14 protein-coding genes are annotated in these 22,061 nt (G+C 68.0%); 3 read left to right on the top strand and 11 right to left on the bottom strand.

All coding sequences use genetic code 11. The features are described from left to right. Nucleotides 1-2 precede the first annotated feature (2 nt). The 7 genes from OV287_RS55340 to OV287_RS55310 all read right to left on the bottom strand — a co-directional run bounded on the left by OV287_RS55340 (nucleotide 3) and on the right by OV287_RS55310 (nucleotide 12,855). Entirely contained in the window at nucleotides 3-2,150 is a 2,148-nt protein-coding gene (locus tag OV287_RS55340) for a xanthine dehydrogenase family protein molybdopterin-binding subunit (protein ID WP_267542172.1), read from the bottom strand. A 32-nt stretch (nucleotides 2,151-2,182) separates the two neighbouring features. Further along, the gene (locus OV287_RS55335) at nucleotides 2,183-2,653 is read right to left on the bottom strand and encodes a nucleoside 2-deoxyribosyltransferase domain-containing protein (protein WP_267542171.1); all 471 of its coding nucleotides are present in this window, start codon (nucleotides 2,651-2,653) and stop codon (nucleotides 2,183-2,185) included. Further along, nucleotides 2,650-3,468, bottom strand: a complete 819-nt coding sequence (locus OV287_RS55330; protein ID WP_267542170.1) for a hypothetical protein — start codon at nucleotides 3,466-3,468, stop codon at nucleotides 2,650-2,652. The genes OV287_RS55335 and OV287_RS55330 overlap by 4 nt, the downstream gene beginning before the upstream one ends. 160 nt (nucleotides 3,469-3,628) lie before the next feature. Next, complete coding sequence (locus tag OV287_RS55325; protein WP_267542169.1) at nucleotides 3,629-7,327, bottom strand: nSTAND1 domain-containing NTPase; 3,699 nt, start codon at nucleotides 7,325-7,327, stop codon at nucleotides 3,629-3,631. Between the two features lie 57 nt (nucleotides 7,328-7,384). Continuing rightward, nucleotides 7,385-8,653 (bottom strand): caspase family protein, encoded by a 1,269-nt coding sequence (locus OV287_RS55320; protein WP_267542168.1) that lies wholly within the window; start codon nucleotides 8,651-8,653, stop codon nucleotides 7,385-7,387. 58 nt (nucleotides 8,654-8,711) lie between these two features. Further along, the gene (locus OV287_RS55315; RefSeq protein ID WP_267542167.1) at nucleotides 8,712-10,691 is read right to left on the bottom strand and encodes a hypothetical protein; all 1,980 of its coding nucleotides are present in this window, start codon (nucleotides 10,689-10,691) and stop codon (nucleotides 8,712-8,714) included. Nucleotides 10,692-10,791: 100 nt separating this feature from the next. Beyond that, complete coding sequence (locus OV287_RS55310) at nucleotides 10,792-12,855, bottom strand: PilZ domain-containing protein (protein WP_267542166.1); 2,064 nt, start codon at nucleotides 12,853-12,855, stop codon at nucleotides 10,792-10,794. Nucleotides 12,856-13,318: 463 nt separating this feature from the next. Between OV287_RS55310 and OV287_RS55305 the strand changes: the two genes are divergently transcribed. Both OV287_RS55305 and OV287_RS55300 read left to right on the top strand, forming a co-directional pair. After that, nucleotides 13,319-16,396, top strand: a complete 3,078-nt coding sequence (locus OV287_RS55305; protein WP_267542165.1) for a protein kinase domain-containing protein — start codon at nucleotides 13,319-13,321, stop codon at nucleotides 16,394-16,396. Nucleotides 16,397-16,492: 96 nt separating this feature from the next. Continuing rightward, nucleotides 16,493-17,188 carry a head GIN domain-containing protein gene (locus OV287_RS55300; protein ID WP_267542164.1) on the top strand — a complete coding sequence of 232 codons (696 nt, stop codon included), beginning with the start codon at nucleotides 16,493-16,495 and terminating at the stop codon, nucleotides 17,186-17,188. 93 nt (nucleotides 17,189-17,281) lie between these two features. Here OV287_RS55300 and OV287_RS55295 read toward each other — a convergent pair whose 3' ends face one another. Beyond that, a complete protein-coding gene (locus OV287_RS55295) occupies nucleotides 17,282-18,784 on the bottom strand; it encodes a mechanosensitive ion channel family protein (RefSeq protein ID WP_267542163.1) in 1,503 nt (500 codons plus the stop codon). Between the two features lie 91 nt (nucleotides 18,785-18,875). Here OV287_RS55295 and OV287_RS55290 point away from each other — a divergent pair, with 91 nt between their 5' ends. Continuing rightward, on the top strand, nucleotides 18,876-19,478 hold the full coding sequence (locus OV287_RS55290; protein ID WP_267542162.1) for a DUF938 domain-containing protein: 603 nt from the start codon (nucleotides 18,876-18,878) through the stop codon (nucleotides 19,476-19,478). Nucleotides 19,479-19,487: 9 nt separating this feature from the next. On the opposite strand, the gene msrB is transcribed toward OV287_RS55290, so the two are convergent. From msrB to OV287_RS55275, 3 genes are all read right to left on the bottom strand, one after another. Then, nucleotides 19,488-19,880, bottom strand: a complete 393-nt coding sequence (gene msrB / locus OV287_RS55285; RefSeq protein ID WP_267542161.1) for a peptide-methionine (R)-S-oxide reductase MsrB — start codon at nucleotides 19,878-19,880, stop codon at nucleotides 19,488-19,490. A gap of 488 nt (nucleotides 19,881-20,368) precedes the next feature. Next, nucleotides 20,369-21,403 (bottom strand): phytoene/squalene synthase family protein, encoded by a 1,035-nt coding sequence (locus OV287_RS55280; RefSeq protein WP_267542160.1) that lies wholly within the window; start codon nucleotides 21,401-21,403, stop codon nucleotides 20,369-20,371. 148 nt (nucleotides 21,404-21,551) lie between these two features. Then, complete coding sequence (locus OV287_RS55275) at nucleotides 21,552-22,037, bottom strand: hypothetical protein (protein ID WP_267542159.1); 486 nt, start codon at nucleotides 22,035-22,037, stop codon at nucleotides 21,552-21,554. Nucleotides 22,038-22,061 lie beyond the last annotated feature (24 nt).

Here is a 22,061-nt window from a genome sequence, read left to right as displayed (position 1 = left end):
GTTCAGGCTCCTGCGTCGAGGATCGGAAAGCGGGTGGGCAGGGTGCCGGTCGCCCGAGCGATGGCATTGCCCAGGGCAGCGGCCGCGGTGGGATAGCCGAGCTCCCCCACCCCTCCGACACGGTCATCCGACCGGACGAGGTGGACGTCGATGCTCGCCGGCGCATGCTTCATCCGCGCCCACCGGTAGTCGGCGAAGCTGCCCTCTCGCACGGCTCCCGCGTCGATGTGGATGCCGGCGCTCAAGGTTGTCGACATGGCGTCGAGGGTCGCGCCCTGCAGCTGAGCCTCGATGCTCCGGGGGTTGATGGGCAGGCCGACATCCGCGGCGATGACGACCCGCAGGACCTTGGGCTCCGCGCCGCTCACATCCACCTCGACGAGGTGAGCAATGGCACTGTCCCACTCCTCGTGGACGGCGACGCCTTGGGCCACCCCGGGAGGGAGCGCCCTGCCCCACTGCCCCTCGAGCACTACCTTGTCCAGGACAGCCTCTAGCCGCCTCGACGAGAGGTAGGAGCGCCGCAGCTCCACCGCGTCACGTCCCAGCTCCCGGGCCAGCTGGTCCACGAAGAGCTCGTTGGCCACCACCACCTGGCTGCTGTACACGGAGCGGAACGAGGCCGTGGGAATGGGAATCGGCACCTCGCGCAACTGCTGTGTCACCAACCCGAAGCGGTACGGCACCTTCTGCGTGAGGTGGAAGAACGTCTGGCTCGTCACCTCGGGCAGGACCGTCCCGAGCAGGGAGGTGAGAATGTCTCCGAATCCGTGGGGGAGCTCGACGGTGGGGATGACGGAGCGGTGGTGCCAACCGAGGATGGAGCCGCCCAGGCCCAGCCAGGCGAGGAGCCGGTGGTGGCTGACCGGCCGGTAGCGGCCCTGGCGCATGTCGTCGTTGCGGGTCCACATCAACTTTACCGGCCGACCGAGCGACCGGGACACGAGCGCGGCCTCCACCGCGGGCTCGTTGAAGAACCTCCGGCCGAACCCGCCTCCCGCGCGGGTGGTGTGCACCGTCACCCGTTGCGGGGTGAGCGTCCAGCCGAGCGCCTCAGCGACCTCGCGCTGGGCGAACTTTGGATCCTGAGCACCCAGCCAGAGCTCGGCGCGGTCCGCGGTGACGCGAGCGACACAGCTCTGCGTCTCCATGGGCGCGTGGGCGAGGTAGGGGAAATCGAAGCGGGCCTCGAGAGTGCGCGCCGTGAACAGCGGCGGGAGGGGCCGGGGTCCCATCTCCTCGCGCAAGCGGGCTTGGATGTCCGCGTCCGAGAGGTGGCTGGCAGGACCCGGAGCCCAGGAGATGCGCAGGGCCTCACGAGCCGCGAGCGCCTGGGCGAAAGTCTGGGCGGAGACCGCCACACCCGTGGGCAGCGCCACCACGCCCACCACGCCTGGCATCGCCAGCGCCGCTGACGCGTCATGGCTCAGGACCGAGCCGCGCAGTGTGGGAGGCCGGGCAACCACGGTGGGCAGCGCTCCAGGAATGGCCAGGTCGAGGGCGTAGCGCGCCTTGCCGGTGACAATGTCCCGAGCATCAACGCGCCCGGTGGGCTGACCGACAAGCGTGTACGCGTCGACCTCCTTGGGCAGCGGGGAGACCTCGGGCAGAAACACGCTCGCCGCATCCTGAGCCAGCTCGCCGTAGCCGGCCCGGCGGCCATCGGGAGCGAGCACCTCGCCCTGGGCGGTGGTGAGGCGGAAGGCGGGGAGCTGCCAGCGGTGCGCGGCGGCGGTCACCAGGCGAGCCCGAGCACTCGCGGCCGCGGCGCGCAGGGGGCCCGCGAGGTAGCGCATCGTCGACGACAACCCGGTGAGCTGGATGAGCCAGCGCGGATCCGCGTCGGCGGTGCGCACCTCCACCGAGCTGAGGACGGTGTCGAGCTCCTCGGCGACGAGCATCGCCGCGCCCGTGGTGATGCCCTGGCCGGTCTCGGTGCGCGGCAGGGTCGCCACGACACGCCCGTCGGCCTGGATGGCGATGTAGAGGTTGATCGAGGCCTCATCCGTCTCCACCGGGCCGGTCTGCGCGAAGCTGGAGTCGAGTCGCGCCGCCACCATCAACGCCGGCGAGGCCACCACCCAGGTCAGGAATCGACGACGGTCGATCACCACTGGAACGACCGTGTCGGGCTTCAGCGGGTCAGCCATTCGAGAAGTGTGACACACGCCTCGAACCCGCCTCAATGACTCCCAAGGTCGAGCTGGCCCATCTTCTCGATGGCCCGTTGCACCGCATCCTCCAGGGAATCGCAGCGCACGAGGTGCGGATACTGCTTCAGCACCGCCCAGATGTAATTGCGACCCAGTGCCTCCGGCTCGACGTGAACGAAGGTGATGAGGCCTCGGCCCGCGAGCAGGCCCAGCTCGAAGCGGGCCGCAAGCGAGGCCGGAGGCTCCGAGCCACCGGTGAGCTGGTAGACCACACAGCCTGCCCTGAGGAGACCCTGGTGCTCCTCGGCGACCAGCTTGTTGATCAGCACCTGGTGCTGATCTCCATTCTCGTGAGTGATGCCCTGCCAACGAGGATCGGAGGGATCGTGCCAGGGTACATTGGCCGCATCGAGAAGGACCTTGGCGCGACGGCGCCAGTCCTCTCCCGCACTTCCAAAGAGACCAACATAGGAGCCTGCCGGGTGCGCGGGACGGGTCACGATTCCTTCTTCTTTTCCTCGGAAGAGGGAGCCTTGCCCTCGTCCGGACGCGACAGGAGACGATGAATGCGCTGTGGCGGCATGGCGAGGAAGTTGACGTAGAGCCGTAAGGCCCGCGCCCGGTACTGGGTGCGGATCGCCTCCAAACCCATACAGTAGAAGAATATCACCAGCCCTACGAGCAGCAGGGTACCCCGCCAGGAAAGCCAGTGATGGTAGACCCAGGCATTGCCTACCAAGACGATGATGACCGAGACGAAGAAGATTCCCACCGCCTTGGCCGAGTCGACGAAGGAGCGTGTGTCCGTCGGGTCGATGCCCCCGATGATTTCGTAGAGGATGTAGTCAGAGACCTCCTTCAGGTCTTTCAGCTCCTTCAATCCTGGGGATAATTCCGTGAACCGCTGTTCCTGGTCGTTGATCCGCTGCACCACCCTGTTCCGAAGCTCCACCAGGGCTTTCGAATCGCTGGTCTCGAGCCAGCCGAGCCACTTGAAACGCGCCAGCCGAGAGAGCCACCGCGGCTGATGAAAGTTCTCCTTCAGCCAGTTGTCGAAGGCGACCTGCTGGACGGCTTGGAGTCCGTAGCTCAAGCCGATGATCGCCAGAATGGCGAGGGTGAGCAGGATCGCCGGCGACTTCGCCAGGGGCTCGGAGGTCATGAACTTGAGGAAGCGCTCGACATGGTCCCGCGCCAGTTCTCCGTTCAGCTTGACGCGAATGAGCTCGCCCAGGGCCAGGACGAAGAAGAAGGTCACCGAAGGGGCGAGACTTCTCCGGATCAATCCCTCGAAGGTCTGGATTACCTTTTCCATGGCGGAGCGCGATCCAGCCACCGAGCGTGGACAGAGCGCTCCACCCCGTCAAGCAAGGGGCCAGCTCATGGTGGGATACTCAGCGCTCGCGCTCATCGAGTGTCCGCGGGCCGACTCGCCTCCCCACCCCGAGTCCGGAGGAAGAACGGGAGGATAGCTGCTACTGGGGTGCCCCCTGCTTCGTCGCGTACTGGTTCACGATGGCGGTGTAGGCACGCAGCCGATCCGCGAAGAAGCAGGAGTCCGCCGTGGCGTGGGCGGCACGCAGTGCTCCGCTCTCCGCCTGGGCCGTGGCGAGCACCATCGCCGCTCTCGACTTCTCCTGCTCCGAGGAGATCTTCGCGAGCAGCAGCGCGGTGGCCTGCTCGAAGTCCTTCTCCCGAGCCAGTGCGATGACGATCTCGGCCATTAGCGGCGATTTGTCCAACTCCTTCTCCACCAACTGGAGCGCCGTCTCCATCATGTGGGCCTGGACCAGCCGGGGCATCACGAACTTCAGCAGGGGTGTTCTGTTCTCGGTCTGAGCAGCACTGTACATATTGATCAGACGCTCCGCGCCATCCGCATCGCGCACGCTGAGCAGTTCGAAGATGAGCTCGGCCGTGAGTTGAGTCCAGGGCCTTACCTCCATCATGTCGTATGAGGAATAACCGTCGCAGCTGAGCATCTGGTCCACCAGCTCTCGGGTATTCACAGGCTGACCTGCCTGCAGTCGAGCGAGGCCGGCCACCAACAATATTTTCTGGGTATTGGTTGCTTCCGTTTCACAGAAAACCTGGCCCAGCAGATGGGCGTCCTCGAAGCGGTCCGAGCGAGCAAGCTCCTCCACGAGGAGGGCTGCAGCCAGGGAGACGAATTCCATGCCGTTCGTCATGGAATCGAGCTTCTTTATGATCGAAGGCTCGGTTAGGAGAGTAGTGAGTTTCTTTGAGGGCCGGTGAAGGATCCTGCTGAAGGGAAGGGTTCTCGCAGTCGCTGTGGGAGAGCTTCGCCGTTCCCCCTGGTCCTGCGTACCGGGGAAGAGATCCCGGGCTGGGGCAAACACTTGGAGCTCTTTCTCGTTGAGCGACCTGGAGAGCAGGGTCAGCACACTCGGGAGTTCACCTGCCTCGGCGAGACAGTTTCCGAGAGTACTGAATGTATCCCATGTCTCTGTCTTCCGCGTATCATCCACTTGTGCAAGGCGGATCGCGAGTTCCATCACGGTCTCGGGCGATTTCGCCTCGATCAGCAGCGTGCAGAGATAGAAGGCCTCCAAAGGAAAGAACTTGCCCTTCTGTACTTTGGGTTCCATGAAACTGACCACACGCTGGACATCCCCGAGACTGACGAGGGCTCTCGCCAACGACTCCGGATTTTCTTTGAGCAATGATTGCAGTCGGATCGCCAGGGGCTCGCGCAACGGACTTGCTTTGAACGCAGGCGAGAGATTCTCGATGATGAATTCGAGGACGCCACCCCGCCGACTAGGATCGATCTGCTCGGCCTGCTGCAGGAATCCTTCGAGAAGCTGTTGTGAGCGGTCGCTCTGTCCCGCGCGCTGCAGACCATCGGCGAGCGCGGCGAGCGCCTTCGTCCGATTCTCCGGAGACTCGATGTACCGCAGGATCCCCGTAAAGTCGGTGCCGGGAGACGCCCGGGCCAGGGCCTCTGCCAGGCTCACGAGCGTATTCCACCGGCGAGAGCTCCAATCGAAATGATCGCGAGGCCAGCTCGTGCTCAGGGCCGCGCTGGCCCTCTCCAGGCGATTCAGCTTCACGAACTGCTCCACCATGGCCACGACGGCCTCGGCGCGCGTCTCCGGCCACAGCCGCGCAATGGTGTCGAGGGCCTCGGCTTCCTCGCCAGCCCGGACCAGAGCGGCGACCCACTGGATGGACGCCTCGGCGTCCGTCTCATCCACCGTGGATGGCAGCTTCTCATCCGCGACCGTCTGGATGGAATTGCGGAAGCGGTAATGGTCCGTGAACGTCCAGGCGAAGAACACGAGCGCCAGCACCCCCAACGCCACCGCCGGTGCCATGGCCGCCCGGCTCATCCGTTTCGCCAGCGCGCTGGCGTGGATGAAGCCCAGCTCGGCCGGGTTGAGCTCGTCCCGGCGCTGTTCGAGCCATTGCCGGGCCTCGAGCAGGAGCGGCCCTCGCAGCAGGAGCTCCGAGTCCTCCTTCGCCCGCTGCCACTCCGCGATCCGGAACCGCAGGTGCTGGCGCCACACCAGGAAGTCCCGCTGCTCGTCGAGCGCGCGCCTCAGCCGCTCCCAGCTCCGGATGAGCGCCTCGTGGCTGACCTCGACCGTCTCCTCGTTCGTGCCCGGCTCCCGGTCCATCACCAACAGCCGCGCGTCCACGAACTTCCGCGCCACCTGCTGGCCGCGCTCGTCCAGCTCGCGCAAGAGCAGCCGCTGGCGCGTGTCCGTGCCCTCCTCCCCGGCGGTGGCCACCCGCACCAGCCTCGGCAGCATGCGCAGCACCGCCGCCTGCTGATCGCCGGGCAGCGCCTTGAAGGTCGCCTCCGCCACCGTCCCGAGCGCTCCCGCCACCCCCCCCATGGCGTCGAAACGCGCGTTGAGCAGGACTCCGTTCTCGCGCTCCTTCCAGAGCGTGGTGAGGGCGAACTCCACCAGCGGCAGGTTGCCGGGCTGGCCCTCCATCTGGTCGAGAATTCGCTCCAGCAGCCCCGGCTCGAAGCGCAGGCCCCCCTTCGCCGCGGGCACCTCGATGGCCCGCCGCAGCTCGTCCCGTGTCATGGACGAGAGGTTCACCACGCCTTGCTGGATGGCATCGCTCAGCTCCCGGTTGGCGGCGATGGCCCGGCCATAGAAGTCCGCCCGCAGGGTGAACACGAGCTTCACCGGCGCGTCCTTCGGGGCCTGGAGCAACCGGGAGATGAAGGCGTGGGCCTCGGGCTCCCCGGCGAGCGTGAACAGCTCCTCGAACTGGTCCACCACCACGAGCAACCGGTCCGCGCTCCGTGAGTCCCTCAGCGTCTGCTTCAGGGCCTCTCCGAGCGACACCTCTCCCCGGGCGAGCGCCTCCCCGAGCTTCTCCATCTCCCGGAGCTGATCCGTCCGGCTCATCTCCTTCTCCCACAGGGGGATGAGCTGCGCGGCGAGCGAGTGGAAGGGCCGACGGCCGGGCGTGAGGACCACGGCTTCCCAGACGGCCTCCGGAGGCTTCATCCGTCGCAGCAGCGGCAGCAGGCCGGCCTGCACCACCGAGGACTTCCCGCTCCCGGAGGCGCCCACCACCGCCACCAGGCCGTGGCCCTCGAGCTTCTTCCACAGGCTCTCGATGAAGACCTCGCGTCCAAAGAAGAGGTCCGCATCCTCCTCCTGGAAGGCCTGGAGCGAGCGGTACGGGCAGAGGGCTTCGAGGGTGGCCTCCACCGCGGGCGCCGGTTCGCCGCGCAGGGCCCGGACGAGCGCCTCCAGTTGCCGGGGATCCTCTGGCCGCCGCAGGTCGATCCACGTGCCGAGCAGCAGGAACCCAGAGGCCTTCATCAGGTCCGCGCCCGAGAGCAGCACGGGGATGACCGGGAAGCGGCGGCCCGTCTTCTCCTCCGCGAGCTGACGCTCCAGTGCCAGGGCCCGCTCGCGCTTCTGCCAGCTACCGAGCCCCTCCGGGCCCAGGAAGACCGTCACCGCGTGCGCCCCGAGCAGCGCCGTCTCCAGCCCCTCCATCCGAGGCAGGCCGGGGACGAGGCTGTCCTGGTCGTAGAAGGCACGGATGCCCCGCTCGCCCAGGCCGCGACGGATGAGCGCGATGACCGCCCGATCGGCCGGGTTGTAGCTCAGGAAGACATCACAGCCAGCAGAAGCGGGCGCCTGCGCGGGCGACGCGGGTGCCGAGGGGTTCTCCATGGAGGGACAGCATAGTCCTCCAGCGGCCCCGCTTCGAATCAGGCCTCCGGCTCAGCCCTACTTGCGGGACACCGCCACGGCGAAATCGCTGTCCAGGGCATCCGCCTTGAACAAGGGCGTCTGTCTCTCTCCGAGCGTGGACACGAAGGGGGGCACCTTGTCCGAGACGTGGCGGAACAGGTCGAACACCCGCACCACTCCATCCCCCAGCGTCCTCGCCTCGCCGCGGAGCGCCTGGAGCAGGAAGTGGGTGAAGATGCTGTTGCGGCTGCCGCGCTCCGCGAAGGACTTCTCTTCCGGGCGGCACGAGGCCAGCACCACCCGGCCCCGGCCCGTCCGGAGCAGCTGGACGTGCTCCTCGTCGAGACCCGGCTCCAGTCCGTCCAGGCCCTCCTCCGCCGCCTTGGACTCGGCTGCACCCCCAGCGTGGCAGCAGTCGAGCACCACCAGCAGGCGTCCGGCCCGGATGTTTCCGAGCAGCTCCCGGAACTCCTCCATGGAGAGCGCCGTCGCGTCCAGCCTCCCTGGTTCGGCATCGTAGGGGAGGAGGTATTGCCTGCGTCCGTCGGGCGTCCGGCCCCCATGTCCGGAGAAGAAGACGACGGCCGTGTCCTCCGGCCCCGTCCTGGCCGCGAGCTGCTTCAGCTCCGTGCGAATGGCCGTGATGGACGCTTCACCATCGAGCAGCCGCTTCACCTGGGCCTCGGGATAACCGCAGCGGGAGGGATCCGTGAGCAGGGCCGCCATGTCGCTCGCATCGTTGAGCGTGTAGCCGCGCAGGGGCCTGAAGCGGGGATAGTTGGCGACCCCGATGGACAACGCGTGTCCCCGGGGGAAGGACTCCAGCCCGCGGGGCAGCGCTTCCTTCTCCACACGTTCCCGCACGAATCCATCCAGGCGGATCGGTGGGATGCCGAAGATGCCGCACATCAGCATCTTGAAGGCCTGCTCATCATCCAGCGAGGAGAAGCGCACCGGCGTGTACAGCCCCAGGAAACCCTCGGGGTCCTCGGCCTCCATGCCCGGGAGCAGCACGGGGATGACGCGATAGTCCGGGTCCTCCTCCGTCTGGCGCAAGATGGCGAGCTGGATCTGCTTGTCCTGGAAGCCCTTCGGGGAGGCGCCTCCGAGAAAGATGGCGCAGGAGCCCGAGGACTGGAAAGCCTCGAGCATCTGGGGCTGGAGCGGCATGCCGGGCACGGCGTGCCAGGGTTTCAACCAGAACTGGACGCGCACGTCCCCGCGCAGCCGTCTGGCCAGTGTCTCCACCGCGGCGAGATTGGCCTCCGCGTAGCTGAAGAAGACCTGATACGGCTTCGGTTCCATGTGCTCTCCTGCGCGGCGAGCCCGCCTGCCTCGACCGCCGCGGGTACGCCGGGTTTTCCTAGCGGGGCTTGACCTGAATCAACTGCTGCAGCAAGGAGCTGGCCTGCCGCCCGGTGATGACATGGACGATGGCGACCAGACCCTGTGAGCAGTAGCCGGTCAGGAAGGCCTTGGCGAAGTCCTGCTTGTAACCCCAGACATGCCCCGAGTAGAGCTGATCGATCTCGAAGGCCACGGCCAGCAGCAAGGCGATGAGGATCAGGACCACGTCGATCATCCGCAGATCGAGATCGATAATGCCGAAACGTAGACCCAGGTGCTCCCGCACACCCGGAGGTGTCTCATTCACGCGCTGGCCGCTCTCGGTGGGGGCCCAACCTGGGTAAGGCGCGGCCTCGATCCCCCTGGCCGGACCCAGCGTCAGCTCGTTTGACTTCGGCTCCAGCTTCGAGTCCCTGTCCAGCTCCAGGCCAACCTGGTCCAGATCGGCCTGCGCCGTCGTCAGGAGTTCGTTCAGCCCGGCCGTGCTCTTGTTCCTCCCGAGCATGGACTTGGCGCTCTGGAGTTTGGTGCGGATCTCGTCGAGCTTTGGCTCCAGCTCGACCTTCAGCTCGTCCCGTGCCGCGACCTTCTTGCTCAGCTCCTCGAAGCCCTCATCGATCTCCTTCAGTCGACCCGCCAGCCTCCCCCACTCCCCCAATCCCTTCGCCTGCGCGTCGGCATCCTTGCCGAGTTGCACGAAGGTGTCCACCGCGATGGGAGCGCCCTTCAACAGGTCCCCTGCCTTGACGAGGATGAGGGGCTCATCCACGGGGGGCGTCAACTGGTAGCGGAAGTCGGCGGCGCCCTCCTGTGACAGCTTCTGGCTCAAGGACTCATGGGCGGTGGCCAGCGAGCGGAGCGGCTCGGCGAACGAGGCGAACTGGGGCACGAGCTTCTCGAGCTCCACGAGGGCCTTGAAAGCCTCGCTCTTCTGCTCGTCGATGGGCTCGACGGCGCTCCTCGCTTCGGCCAGCACCTTGCGGTCGAGCTCCTCGAGTTGCTTCTGGACGGAGCTCTGGATGTCGTAGTCAGCGAGCCCCTGGGTGTTCTGGAGTTTGTCCTGAAATTCCTTCCGCTGCTGCTCGAGCTGCTTCAGCAACAGCCTCTTGCGCTTGCGGAAGACAGCCACGCTCCGGTGGATTCCGAGGTAGCGCTGGAAGACGAAGACGAAGGTACCCGCCAACAGCGCGGCCAGCGCCCACCCCCAGTGCCGGGAGACCTTCAAGTCGACGTCGACATCCTTGTCCCCCACCTTGATCTTGCCGGTATATTTGCCGGGAGCCTCGAGGCCGTTGAAGGACAGTGTCAGGGTGTGGTTCGCCAGCTTCTCCTCGACGAGCTCGGTGATCATCCCGTGCTCGTTGTACAGGCGCCCACCCACCAGGCTCCGGGTTTTCGGCACTTCCTCGCTCATCGTGGCGAGGGGAATCGACGCGCTGTAGGCGCACGTGCCGGACAGGTCGCACACATGGTCCAGGGCCCAGGTGGTGATCAGCGGGCTGAGCTGCGTCTCCACCTGGCCGAGCGTGAGCTTGAGCGCCTTGTAGAGTGGGGCCTCCGCCGCTCTCTCCTCGAAGGCGTAGAGGGCGCCCACCACCGTCCGGCGCTTCGGGATCTCAAGGTCCTTCGCATTCGGAGCGATGTTCACGTAGGAGACCGTCCTCGGCTCCAACGACAACCGCAATTCCCTCGAGGGCAAGGGGGAGGTACCGCCGGACGGGGCGGGGACGAGTAGCGTCAATGACAACGGAGCCGTCTCGGTTCCCGAGGGAACCCTGTAGGAGACGAGCTTCACCATCACCTGCTTGTTGGAGGTGTTCTTCAGGACGGCCACGGCCTCCCGGGCATCCTCCGGCTGCTCGAGCATCTCCAGCTCGAACGAACCGGCACGGGCACCGGCGGGAAGACACACGGCCAGCAATCCCACCGTGATGGCCGCCATCCGCGCCGCACCTGCCAGACTCTTCCGCCTACGTTCCCCCACTTCAATCCGCATGACGTGCCATCTCCTTCGGCCCTCATGACCGCACGAAGGTCGAAGGTTAGATGATGGAAGGTGATTCCGTCATGTCCCGGTGGTCACAGCACGCGCCGCGTCAGAGGTCTCCCCTCGGCGTCGTCGCCTCGCACAGGTGCTCGATGAAGTCTGGCAGGAGTTGCGCCGAGAGGATCCAGATTCGTCCCTCTCCCAGGTCCACCAGCTTCGCCTTCTCCGTGTACGCCGTGTGCTCCGTCTCCACGTAGTGCACGAAGACGTTCAGCCCTCGCGCCCGGTACCACTCCGCCGCCCCCGCCAGCAGCGCCAGCATCGCCTCCTGCCCCTCCTGCGACGCCTCATCCACCAGGGAGATGACTCGCAGCCCGTCCAGCACGTGGAACAGGTTGAGGCCCGCATGCGCCGTCTCCAGCACCCCCACCGCCAGCGCTCGCCCTCCCTTGCGCGCCACCAGCACGTCCCTCTCCCGCTTCAGCCCCGCCTCCGCCCACTTCGCTTTGAGCGCCTCCAGGCTGAATCGCTCCGGCACCAGGTCCAAGGCCTCCCGGTACGCCTCCGGCCTCGTCTCCTTCAGCCTCTCGAAGAGCGCCGTCTTCTCCTCCTCCGTCGGCGCCCCCACGCTGAAGCCCTCCGGCATCTCCCACTCCCGCCTCGCGTCCGCCTCCATGAACCGGAACGGCACCATGCACGCCTGCCCCGTGTGCTGGTACCACTCCGCGAAGTCGAACGCCGTGAACCTCACCCACCTCACGTTCGCCTCGCAGTACGCCAGGAACCACTTCACCTCCGGGTCCGTCTGCGCCGGCTCAAAGCCTCTCAAATACACGTCCCGCAACGCCTCGCGCGCCGTGCTCCTCAGCTTCTCGTTGCGCGGCTGATACCTCGCCAGCTGGTGCGCCAGCCAGCTCCCCGAGTAGGGCTTCAGCCACGACAGGCTCGCCTCCACCGCCTCGCCCCCCGGCATCGGCCTCACCACCCGGTACCCCAGCCTCCGGTACCCCTCCAGCCGCTCGTGCGCCTCCCGGTACTCCGCCTGCAGCCGCTCGAAGTCCCCAGGGCTCTTCCCCGACAGCCGGAAGTACCCCGAGCGCTCGAACAGCTCCCACGTCCCCCGGTTCCAATCCCCCGCCACCCGCGTGTTCGGATGGCTCTGCTCCTCCACCAGCTGTCTCCAGCGCGCCAGCTCCCGCTCTCCCACCGGCTCCACCTTCATCCCGCACCGTCTCCCCAGCGCCGTGCCCGTGATGTTGCGCACCTCCGCTCGCAGCCTCACCGGCTCCTTCCCCGGCAGCCCTACCTCCAGCTCCGGCAGCACCAGCCCCGGGTACAGCAAGTCCTCCCCTGGCTGCGTCGCGAACGACAGGCCCTCGTACGAGATGTCCGTCAGCTCCCGCTCCACCCTCACCTGCGGCCACAACGGATGGCCAAAGCGCGCCGTGCACCCCCCGCCCGCAGGCGCCCGCCTCAGCTTGCGGTGCCGGTAGCGCACCACCTCGCGCGGCAGCGGCACTCCCCACAGCCCGTCCTCGTACACCGCCTGCTCCACCCGGAAGTACAGCACCGAGCTGAAGCCAAACACTTCCAGCGTGAAGGGCACCGCCGGCAGCATCCCCCTCACGTCCCACGACACCCGCCCGTCGTACTTGTCGTAGAGCGCCGCCTCCAACTCCACGTCCCCACCCGCCGCTCTCGCCATGCCCCGGCACCGTCTCGCCGTCAGCGCCTCGAAGATGCGGCCGATCCGGTCCACCCTCGTAATCCGCTCCTTCCAGATGGGGTGGCTGCTCGGCGCCTCGAGCTGGCCTCGGTCCCTCCAGCCCTCCAGCATCGTCACGATGTGCCGGCCCTGGTCCAACGGTGGCGCCACGAAGCGCAGGCTCAGCTCCGGCTGCTCCTCCGGCCCCGGCACGTACACATTCGTCACCTCCGCCTTCAGCAGCCTCGCCTCTCCCCCCTGCCCCAACACCACGTTCGTCCTCTGCCCGGGCCTCAACCCCGTGGGACTCGTCAGGCTCAACGTCAGGTTCTCCGGCGACAGCTGCACCACCCTCCCCGCCGAGTGCAGCTCCCCTTCCACCTCCGCCACCTCCGCCAGCCCCGGTCCCATTCGGTAACCCAGGCCGCTCTCTCGCGTTCGCACGCGGTCCGCCTTCTCCGTCGCCATGGGAACTCCGTTTGTCCTGGAGAGCCGCTTTACGTGAACACTGAAAGTTTTTTGCCCCACCGTTGTACCGGCCACCTGGATGGAATTTCGGTTCCGCCAATGTGGACACACGCCTCGGGGCTTGCAGCGGCACTCCGGGGTCGGATCCAAGGAAGCGTTGCGGACCAACCCCGCCTCTGTGACGCGCTGGACAGTGAACACCCCCCTCGCACTACCGGTAGGAATTGCACAAACCGCTCCCCGCCCCCAGGGCAGAGGCATTCCGTGCCTCTTGAAGTTTTCTTTTAATTCTCAAGAGCGGGTATCAGCAGGCCTCACGGCTCTGGCTCGCGGTGCGCCTGATGCAGCGACTCGGGAGGGGCGGAGATGTGGGTGGAATCCGCTGTCATTGCGCTCTCACGCGAAAATCACGCTGGCGGCTTTCACGTTGAGGCCACGAGTCCTATAAGCTTGGTTTTCTCGAATGGCTGGGTCGAAGCTCCCCTTCGCGCCGGGTGATGTGCGCGGCCGGCAGATGGGCAACTACGAGGTGCTCTGCCGCCTCAGCACCGGTGGGATGGCGGAGATATTCCTCGCCACCAAGCGGGGCCTGGCCGGCTTCCACAAGCCCGTGGTGCTCAAGAAGATCCTCCCGGACATCCACGACCAGGAGGAGTTCGTCCAGATGTTCCTGGACGAGGCCAAGGTCACCGCGGCCTTCAACCACCCGCACATCGCCCAGGTGTTCGACCTGGACGTGGACGACGACGAGCTCTTCCTCGCCATGGAGTTCGTCCCGGGGGCCACGCTGATTGAGGTGGCCCGCGCCTGCCGCGCCGTCAACGAGCCCATGCCCGTGGGCTTCGGGCTGGCCGCGGTGCGCGACACCGCGCTGGCGCTGCACTACGCGCATACCTTCACGGATGCGCTCGGCCAGTCCTCGCCCGTCATCCACCGCGACGTGGCCGAGAAGAACATCATGGTGACGTACGAGGGCGTCACCAAGCTGCTGGACTTCGGCATCGCCAAGAGCCTCACGGGCGCGAGCCGCACCGCCGCCGGCATGGTGAAGGGCACCAGCGGGTACATGTCGCCGGAGCAGATCCTCGGCCAGCCGCTGGATACCCGCAGTGACTTGTTCAGCCTGGGCGTGGTGCTGCACGAGTGCCTCACCGGCATGCGGCTCTTCCCGGGCAAGGCGCCCATGGCGGTGGTGAACGCGGTGCTCAAGGGCCCCATCCCCGAGCCCTCGCGCACCAACAAGGCCATTCCTCCCGAGCTGGACGCCATCGTGCTCAAGGCGCTGGCGCGCAAGCGCGAGGACCGGTACGCGACCACGCTCGAGTTCGCCCGCGAGCTGGAGCGCGCGGTGGGCCCGCTCATCTGGCTGCCCGAGAAGAGTGGCGAGCTGCTGCGGCGCCTCTTCGCCGAGCGGCGTGAGCAGACGCGTCAGCTCCTGGCCAGCGGCCGGGCCGCCGTGGACAGCACGGGCGTGGTGAAGCTCGCCCAGCTCTTCTCGGACAAGGAGGCCTCCGGCACTCCGCCTCCCCCGCCCCCCGCGCCGCCGTCCCCGCCTGGTGTGGCCGCTCCGGGCAATCCGACCCCCACGCCCGCGCGCTCCACCACGGCGCCGCGCCTGCCCACCATCTCCGCGCCTCACCTCCCAGCGCCCGGCCCCGCACGGCCCGAGGAGACGGAGCTCGTCTCCTACCCCGTCGTCGCGAAGCCTCCCGTCTCGTCCCCCGTGGGGAAGCGGACCAGCTCCGCCTCTCAGCTCCCGGCCACGCCTCCGCCTCCGCCCGAGGAGACGGGTGTCCTCCCTCCTTCGGCACAGGCCACCTCCCGCGTCCGCCCTCCCCGCGCTTCGGTGGACCCCTCCACCCTGCCCTCTCTCCCCGTCCTGGTGGAGCCGCCTCGGGCGCCGGTGGCTGGCCCGGCTCGCGCCTCGGTGGACCCCTCGACCCTGCCCTCCCTGCCCGTCCTGGTGGAGCCGCCCCGTCCGGTCCGGGCTCCCACGCCCCCGGAGCAGGGCCGGACCGCGACGCCAGAGCAGACCCGGGCCGGCTCGCCCGCCCGCGCGCGCAGCCTGAGCCGCTCCGAGGCCGTCCCCGCCGTCCAGGAGACGAAGGAGCCGGGCCTGAAGACGGCCATCATCCGGCCGCCGCGCACTCCGTCCACCAGCGAGCAGCCCGTCACCTCGGACGAGACCGTGCCCCGGTACGACGCCACGCGTGCGGCCCGTCGGCCCTCGCTGTCGCACCTGGACGCCGTCACCCAGCCCACCGGCTCTACGTCCCCGCTCCTTCCCGGGCCTCCCGCTCCCGCGGCGCCCTCCGCCCGCGCCCTGTCGCCCGAGGGCCCCACCGTGCCCGTCATGCGCGCACCGCTGGCCCGGCCGGTACCGACAGAGCCCGAGGACGAGGACGGTCCGGAGTTCCTCACCGCTCCCTACCTCGTACCGCCCTCCGCGTCCTCCTCGCCTCCGGTGGAGCCCGAGGACGAGGACGGTCCGGAGTTCCTCACCGCCCCCTACCTCGCATCACCGGCCGCACCCGCACGGCCCCTCCCGGCACAGCCCCGGAGCCAGGAGCCGGACGAGGAGGACCTCACGCCCGCTCATCCGCAGCCCGTCTCCCGCCGGCACGTCCCGGTGAAGCCCAAGGACGACGAGGGGGAGGAGCTCACCGCTTCCAGCACTCCCTCGCCCGCGCCCTCGCGCCGGGGAGTGCTGTGGGCCGCGCTGCTCCTCCTGCTCCTCGTGGGCGGGCTCGCCACCCTCGTCGTGTTGAGGCTCGATGGAGGGCTGCTGTCCTCACGGCTGTTCCCGCCCCCACCCCCGCCCGAGGCCACCAGAGCGACCGAGCCTCGAACCGAGGGCTCCACGCCGGCACCTCAGGCTGCTCAGGCCCCTTCGGGGGAGACCGCAGGGGCCCCCACGCCCGCTGCCACGCCCGAAGCGGCTGCCCCAGAGGCTGCCTCCGCGAGCGCCACACCGGAAGCCACCGCCCCGAATACCGGCCTGACGCCCTCGCCCACGGAGGTGGCCACTGCCGCCGGTGCGGGCTCGCCCGAGGCGAAGACCGAGGCCCTCCCCACGGGTGGAGAGCCGACCGAGGCCTCCCAGGACGAAGAGCCCCAGGACGAGGCACCCCAGGCCAAGGCCTCGGAGTCCGCACAGCCGGCGAAGCGCGGCAAGGTGGCGCCCTCGCGCCGCACCCAGCGCACCCCCACCGCCTCCAGCGTGGAGAGCTCGCCCGAGCAAGTGACGACCGCCGACGAAGCAGACCGGGCCTGGCAGGCCTTGGAGCGCGAGCGGGCGGGCGCGGCCGAGCCCTCGGGCGAGAAGGGCTCCCTGACGCTCGTCACCGAGCCTTACGCCAAGGTGTACCTGGGCAGCCGCCTGGTGGGCGAGACGCCCCTCTTCCGGATGTCCTTCGCCCCGGGCAAGCACACCCTGCGCCTGGTGGCCCCCAACACCAAACCCCTGAAACTCCAGGTGGAGATCAAGGCGGGCGAGGTCACCTCCATCCGCACGGCGCTCGACAAGCTCGCCCGGGAGTGAGCAGCCGGGCGGCCCGCGTGCAATGGCGCGTGCGGCGGTGCGTACCCTGAAGGACTCGAGGCTCCGCGCGTCCCCTTTTCTCAGAGGTATGCCGCCATGCAGCTGCGCTCCCTGCTCCTCCCCGCCGCCCTCCTGGTGTCCGCTCCCGTCCTCGCGCAGGACGCCAAGGGCAACACGATCGACGTCCCCGACTTCCGCGGTGTGGCGGTGAGCCATGGCATCCGCGCCGAGGTGAAGCCGGGCCCCAAGTCGGTGCGTCTGGAGGGCAACAAGGACGACCTGGCCCGGGTGAAGCTCGAGGTGAAGGACGGCGTGCTGACGACGCAGGTGGAGAAGAGCTCGGGGTTCTTCAACAAGGGGCTCAAGAACGTGCGGCTGTACGTCACCAACCCGCGCGTGGAGAGCGTGGCGGCCAGCGGTGGCTCCGACGTGGACGCCGAGGCCACCCGGGTGGACACCTTCGAGGTGGCGGCCAGCGGCGGCTCCGAGGTGGACCTCACCAAGGTGGACTCGCAGAAGCTCGAGGTGGCGGCCAGCGGTGGCGCTGAGCTGTCGCTCGAGGGCCGTGCGAATGAGCTGAAGGTCACCGGCAGCGGTGGCTCGATCATCGAGGCCGGCAAGGTGCAGACCGAGTCGCTCCACGTGGCGGCTAGCGGCGGTACCCGCGTCGAGGCCTCCCCCGAGCGCAGCATCCAGGGCGCACTGTCCGGTGGCTCAACGGTGAAGTCGTCCAAGAAGCCCGCGAGCATACAGGTGAACAGCTCGGGCGGTTCTCAGGTGCAGTACGAGTAGCTCTTGGAGTAGGAGTCGCTCCCGATAACGAGGTACCGGGGTGGGGACATGGGGCTGGGGGGCTCCATGTCTCCACCCTTCTCGTTTCCGGGCTCAGCTCAGCCGGAAGATGTTCTTCAGCCGGCCGAGGATGTCCACCTCCTCCGTGATGGGCAGCCTCTCGCCCGAGGCCGTCATCGCCGCGTCGAGTTGCATGCGCCGGTGCGCCAGCATCCCCGACAGCTTCGGCGCCAGCTCGGGGTGCTCCTCGAAGAGGCGGGCGAACGCCGGCCGGCCCAGCTCCAGCAGCACCACGTCCGTGAGCGCTACCACCGTGGCCGTGCGCGGCTCGCCCGTCAGCAGCGACATCTCCCCGAAGTAGTTGCCCCGCGACAGCCGAGACACCTCCATCCCACCCGTGCGCACGCTCAGCTCTCCCCGGCCCACCAGGTAGAAGGTGTTGCCCTTCTCGCCCTGCTCGATGACGCGCTCGCCGCGGGCAAAGCGCCGAGGCACCATCTCCTGCCGCAGCCGCGTCCGCTCCTCCTCCTGCAGCACCTTGAAGAGATCCACCCGCCGCAGCATGTCGGCGACCAGCTCCGCGGAGAACTCGGCCCCCGGCGCGCCCATCGCCATGTTCAGCTTGCGCTGCGCGGGCAGCTCGAGGCCCTCGCGCCGGAAGCGGTACCAGATGCGCGTGTAGAACTCCGCCGACACCCCGTCCGCCTGCGAGTAGTCCTCCACGTAGTAGCGCACCTGGTAGCGGATACCGAGCTCCTCGAAGCCCAACGTGCGGCACATCGGCGGCGGCACGCTCAGCACCAGCGGCACCTGCTCCAGCACCTCCAGCACCGCCTCCTTCACCTCGTTGGGCGCTCGGTCGTACGGGCCATGGAAGGACAGGTCCACCCCCACCGGCTGCCCGCCCCGCGAGTAGTTCTTCACCGCCTCCTTGGAGCAGACGTTGTTGGGCAGGGTGATGATCTCCTTGCGCGACGTCTCCAGCCGCGTGGCCCGCCACGCCACCTGCACCACTCGCCCGGTAATCTCCTTGATGGTCACCCAGTCGCCCACCTGGTAGGGGCGCTCGAGCTGCAACGACAGTCCCGCGAACAGGTTGCCCAGCGTGTCCTGCATCGCGAGACCCAGCACCACCGAGACGATCGCCGACGTGGCCAGCAGGCTCGTCAGATCGATGGCCAGCTCCGCCCGCAGGATGGGAACAACCGCGATGATGTAGAGAGAGATCTCCACCACGTCCCGGAGGATCTTCTGGGGCGGGGTCCGGATCCCCAGGCGCGTCAGCGTCAGCACGCCCAGCGACATCGCCGCCCGGATGGAGCCAAAGGCGAAGGTGAGCATCCACGCCACGTGCAGCAGCGGCAGCAGCTTCGAGTGCAGCAGCTCACCGAACTGACTGTCCACCACGCGCAGCGCCAGGAACGTCATCAGGAAGCCCAGCGCTCCGCCCAGCTCCTTGCGGAACTGCGCATCCGAGCTCGCCGCCCGCACGCCCACCACCAGCAGCGTGAGGAGGACTCCCATGATCAGCGACAGATGGCTCTGCAGGAAGGGCAGCACCCCGCGAGCCTGCTCCCCCGTCACTCGGAGGGTCAAGGCACGCGGAGTCTCACTTCACGGGATGAACACGAGCCGTATACCCTCACCCCCCGCCCTCTCCCAGAGGGAGAGGGAGCATGCGAAACCCATGAAACGCCACGCCCCGTCCGCCGAACGCAACCGCGAGCCTCTTCTTCCCGTCCTCCGCGAGCTGTTGCCCTCGCGAGGAAACGTGCTCGAGGTGGCCAGCGGCACCGGTCAGCACGCTGTCTTCTTCGCCCGCGCCTTTCCCGAGCTCACGTGGCAGCCCACCGACGCCGACCCCGACGCGCATCAGAGCATCGAGGCGTGGCGCCAGGAGGAGGCTCTGCCCAATGTGCGCTCCCCGCTCTCGCTGGATGCCAGTTCCTCCATCTGGCCAGTGGAGTCCACGGACGCCATCGTGTGCATCAACATGGTCCACATCTCCCCGTGGGAGGCGTGTCAGGGATTGATGCGTGGCGCCGCCCGGGTGCTGCCCCCAGGAGGGCCTCTCATCCTCTATGGGGCGTATTTCATCGAGGGCCGGCCCACCGCGCCGAGCAACCTCGCCTTCGATGCCTCGCTGCGCGAGCGGAATCCGGCCTGGGGCGTGCGCGAGCTGGGTGCCGTCACGCAGGAGGCCCGGGCGCACGGGCTCGAGCTCGACCGGGTCATCGACATGCCCAGCAACAACTTCACCGTGGTGTTCCGCCCGTGCGGAGGCAGGTGAGACTCAGGCTCACTTCGGCCGGAAGTCGAGGGCCACCGAGTTCATGCAGTAGCGCAGCCCCGTGGGTGGCGGGCCGTCATCGAACACGTGCCCGAGGTGCGAGCCGCAGCGGCTGCACACCACCTCGGTGCGCACCATGAACCAGCCCTTGTCCTCGTGGGTGTCCACGGCGCCTGGGGTAATGGGCTGCCAGAAGCTCGGCCAGCCCGTGCCCGAATCGAACTTGGTCTCCGAGCTGAACAGCGGCTGGCCACACGCGGCGCAGTGGTAGGTGCCCGCGGCCTTCAGGTCCCAATATTTCCCTGTGAAGGCCCGCTCCGTGCCCTGCTTGCGCAATACGTTGTACTGCTCGGGCGTGAGCTGTTGCTTCCACTCCTCGTCTGTCTTCTGGACGGCGTACACCTTCGTGCCCTCCTCGTGTGAAGGCCTGGGCTCCGGGTCTCCAGCCGCTACGGCTCCCCCGAGTAACAACAGTGGCAGGAGCAGCAGCACCCCGCGTCGGCTTCGTCTCTCCTGGCTCATATCTTGTGGATAAGTCGCTCGGCCCCTTTCGGTTACACATAGGTGCCGCGGGTCCGGCTTCTCCCCGGGAAGTGGGCCTCCCTGCTCTGTCCCCAAGTTCTCCACAATTCGGCCGTCCACTCTCCCGCAGTGCCGGCACGCGAGCCTCCCCGTGACAGGCCGCTTCAGGTAGGCAGGGACTCATGCCACGCACCCTCGGGGCCTCCGGGCCCGCCGTGTCTCCCTTGGGCCTTGGACTCGCCGCGCTCGGCCGCCCGATGCTGCCCGCTCCTATGGCCGTGCCGAGGCCTTCCTCGCCTCGTGGCTGAAGGCTTCGCACAAAGTTGTCCAACAGTTGGACAACTTTGTGCGAAGCGCGAACGGCGGGGCTACCGGGGCAGCGGAGCCGTCAGCATGGAGAACATCAGCTTCAACACCATGTCCTGAGACACCAGCAGCTTCGTCAAGCCCACCACCCACTTCACCGTGCGCCGGGAGATCTTCACGGCCTGGCGCTCCAGCACCGCTGCATTCCCATACAGCTTGCGCAGCGTCATCACCGCCATGAACAGCGGCCACAGGCAGAACAGGCGGATGCCCCGCTCCTGTCTCGGCAGCGCCATCACATACTCGAAGGCCTTGCGCAGCTCCCGGTGCGCCACCGCCACCATCTGCCCGTGGGCCTTCATCGCCTCGCCTCGCTTGCCGGGCTCCAGCAGCGTCTCGGGCGTCACTCCGTTCTCGGCCAGCAGCGTCTTCGGCAGCCAGCAGCTCCCACGCTCCAAGTCCTCGCGCACGTCCTTGAGGATGTTGGTGAGCTGCAGCGCGTTACCGAACGCCACCGCCCGTGGCTCCAGCGCCGCCGCGCGCTCGGCGATGGCCGGCGAGTACCACTGGAAGAGCCGCGTCAGCATCTCCCCCACCGTCCCCGCCACGTAGTAGCAGTACTCCAGCGTCTCCTCGAGGCTCGCCAGCCCCAGCCCCCCTCCCGAGGCGCGACCCTTGTCCCCCATCTTCCCCATGCCCTGGGTCATGGTCGCCACGCAGGCCGCCACGTGCTCGCGCACCGGGGCCGCGTGCACCGCCAGCGCCTCCAGCACTCGCGCCGTCCCCTCCACCAGCCGCACTTCCGCCTCCGGTGCCTGCGCCCGCAGCACCCTCGCCCCCTCCTCCGAGAAGCGCCGCGCGTCCGCCTCCCACCCCTCTGGCAGCGTGCTCAGCCTCGCCAGCTCCGCCAGCAACACCTCGCTCGCCGGGCCGTGCGCCTCATCCTCCAGCGTGTCGGCGATCCGGCACAGCAGGTATGCCACCATCACCGCGGTGTCCAACGGGCTCGGCAGCACCGGAATGTTCAGCGCGAAGGTGCGCGACACCGCCGGCAACACCTCCCGGCAGAAGGAGATGGCGGTGGACTCGGTCTGCATCGGCCTCGTGTTCGACGCGAGAGGCTGTGACGGCTCGTCCCTGGACATGAGGACGTACGGACGGTCTTCCATCGCTCTCCCACTCTGCGTCACCAGGCGCGGGATTACCCCAGACCGGACCCGGGTGCACGTAATCCGTTCGCCTCGCTCACTGTTCCGTCGGCGGCTTCGGTGCTGGCACCGGCTCGGCCGGCTCCAGGGCCTTCACCACGTAATCGTCTCCCTTGAGGATGAAGCTCGCCCGTACCTCCTGCCCCGGCTGGAGCGCCTGGCGCTTGTCCGGGGTGAAGCGCGTGTCCTGCGTCAGCTCGAGCGGAAAGACGGCCCCGCCATGCCGCAGCCAGAGTTGGTTGCCCTGCACGTTGACGACCTTGCCCTGGAGCTCGCCTTGCCGCACCTCGTCAAGGCCTGCCATCCCCGAGCCCCCCACTCCCGCCTCTTCGTCCGCGCCTTCCTCCATGACGGGGATGTCATCCGTGTGGGGCGTCTGGCGGAAGTCAGCCATGTTGTCGGGGATGTCCTCTGGCAGGCGCTGCGTGTCGACCTCGCCGCGTCCTCCGCCCAGCACCTCCTGCGCACCCGCCGGGGCCGCCAGCCCGAGCACGGCGAGCCATGCCAACACCTTGCGTGCCATGGGAGCCTCCTGTGTCTGTGTTTC

It is taken from the genome of Archangium lansingense (assembly GCF_026626635.1).
In the GTDB taxonomy this organism is placed as follows: Bacteria; Myxococcota; Myxococcia; order Myxococcales; family Myxococcaceae; genus Archangium; species Archangium lansingense.
This window is presented reverse-complemented; position numbering and strand designations above follow the sequence as displayed.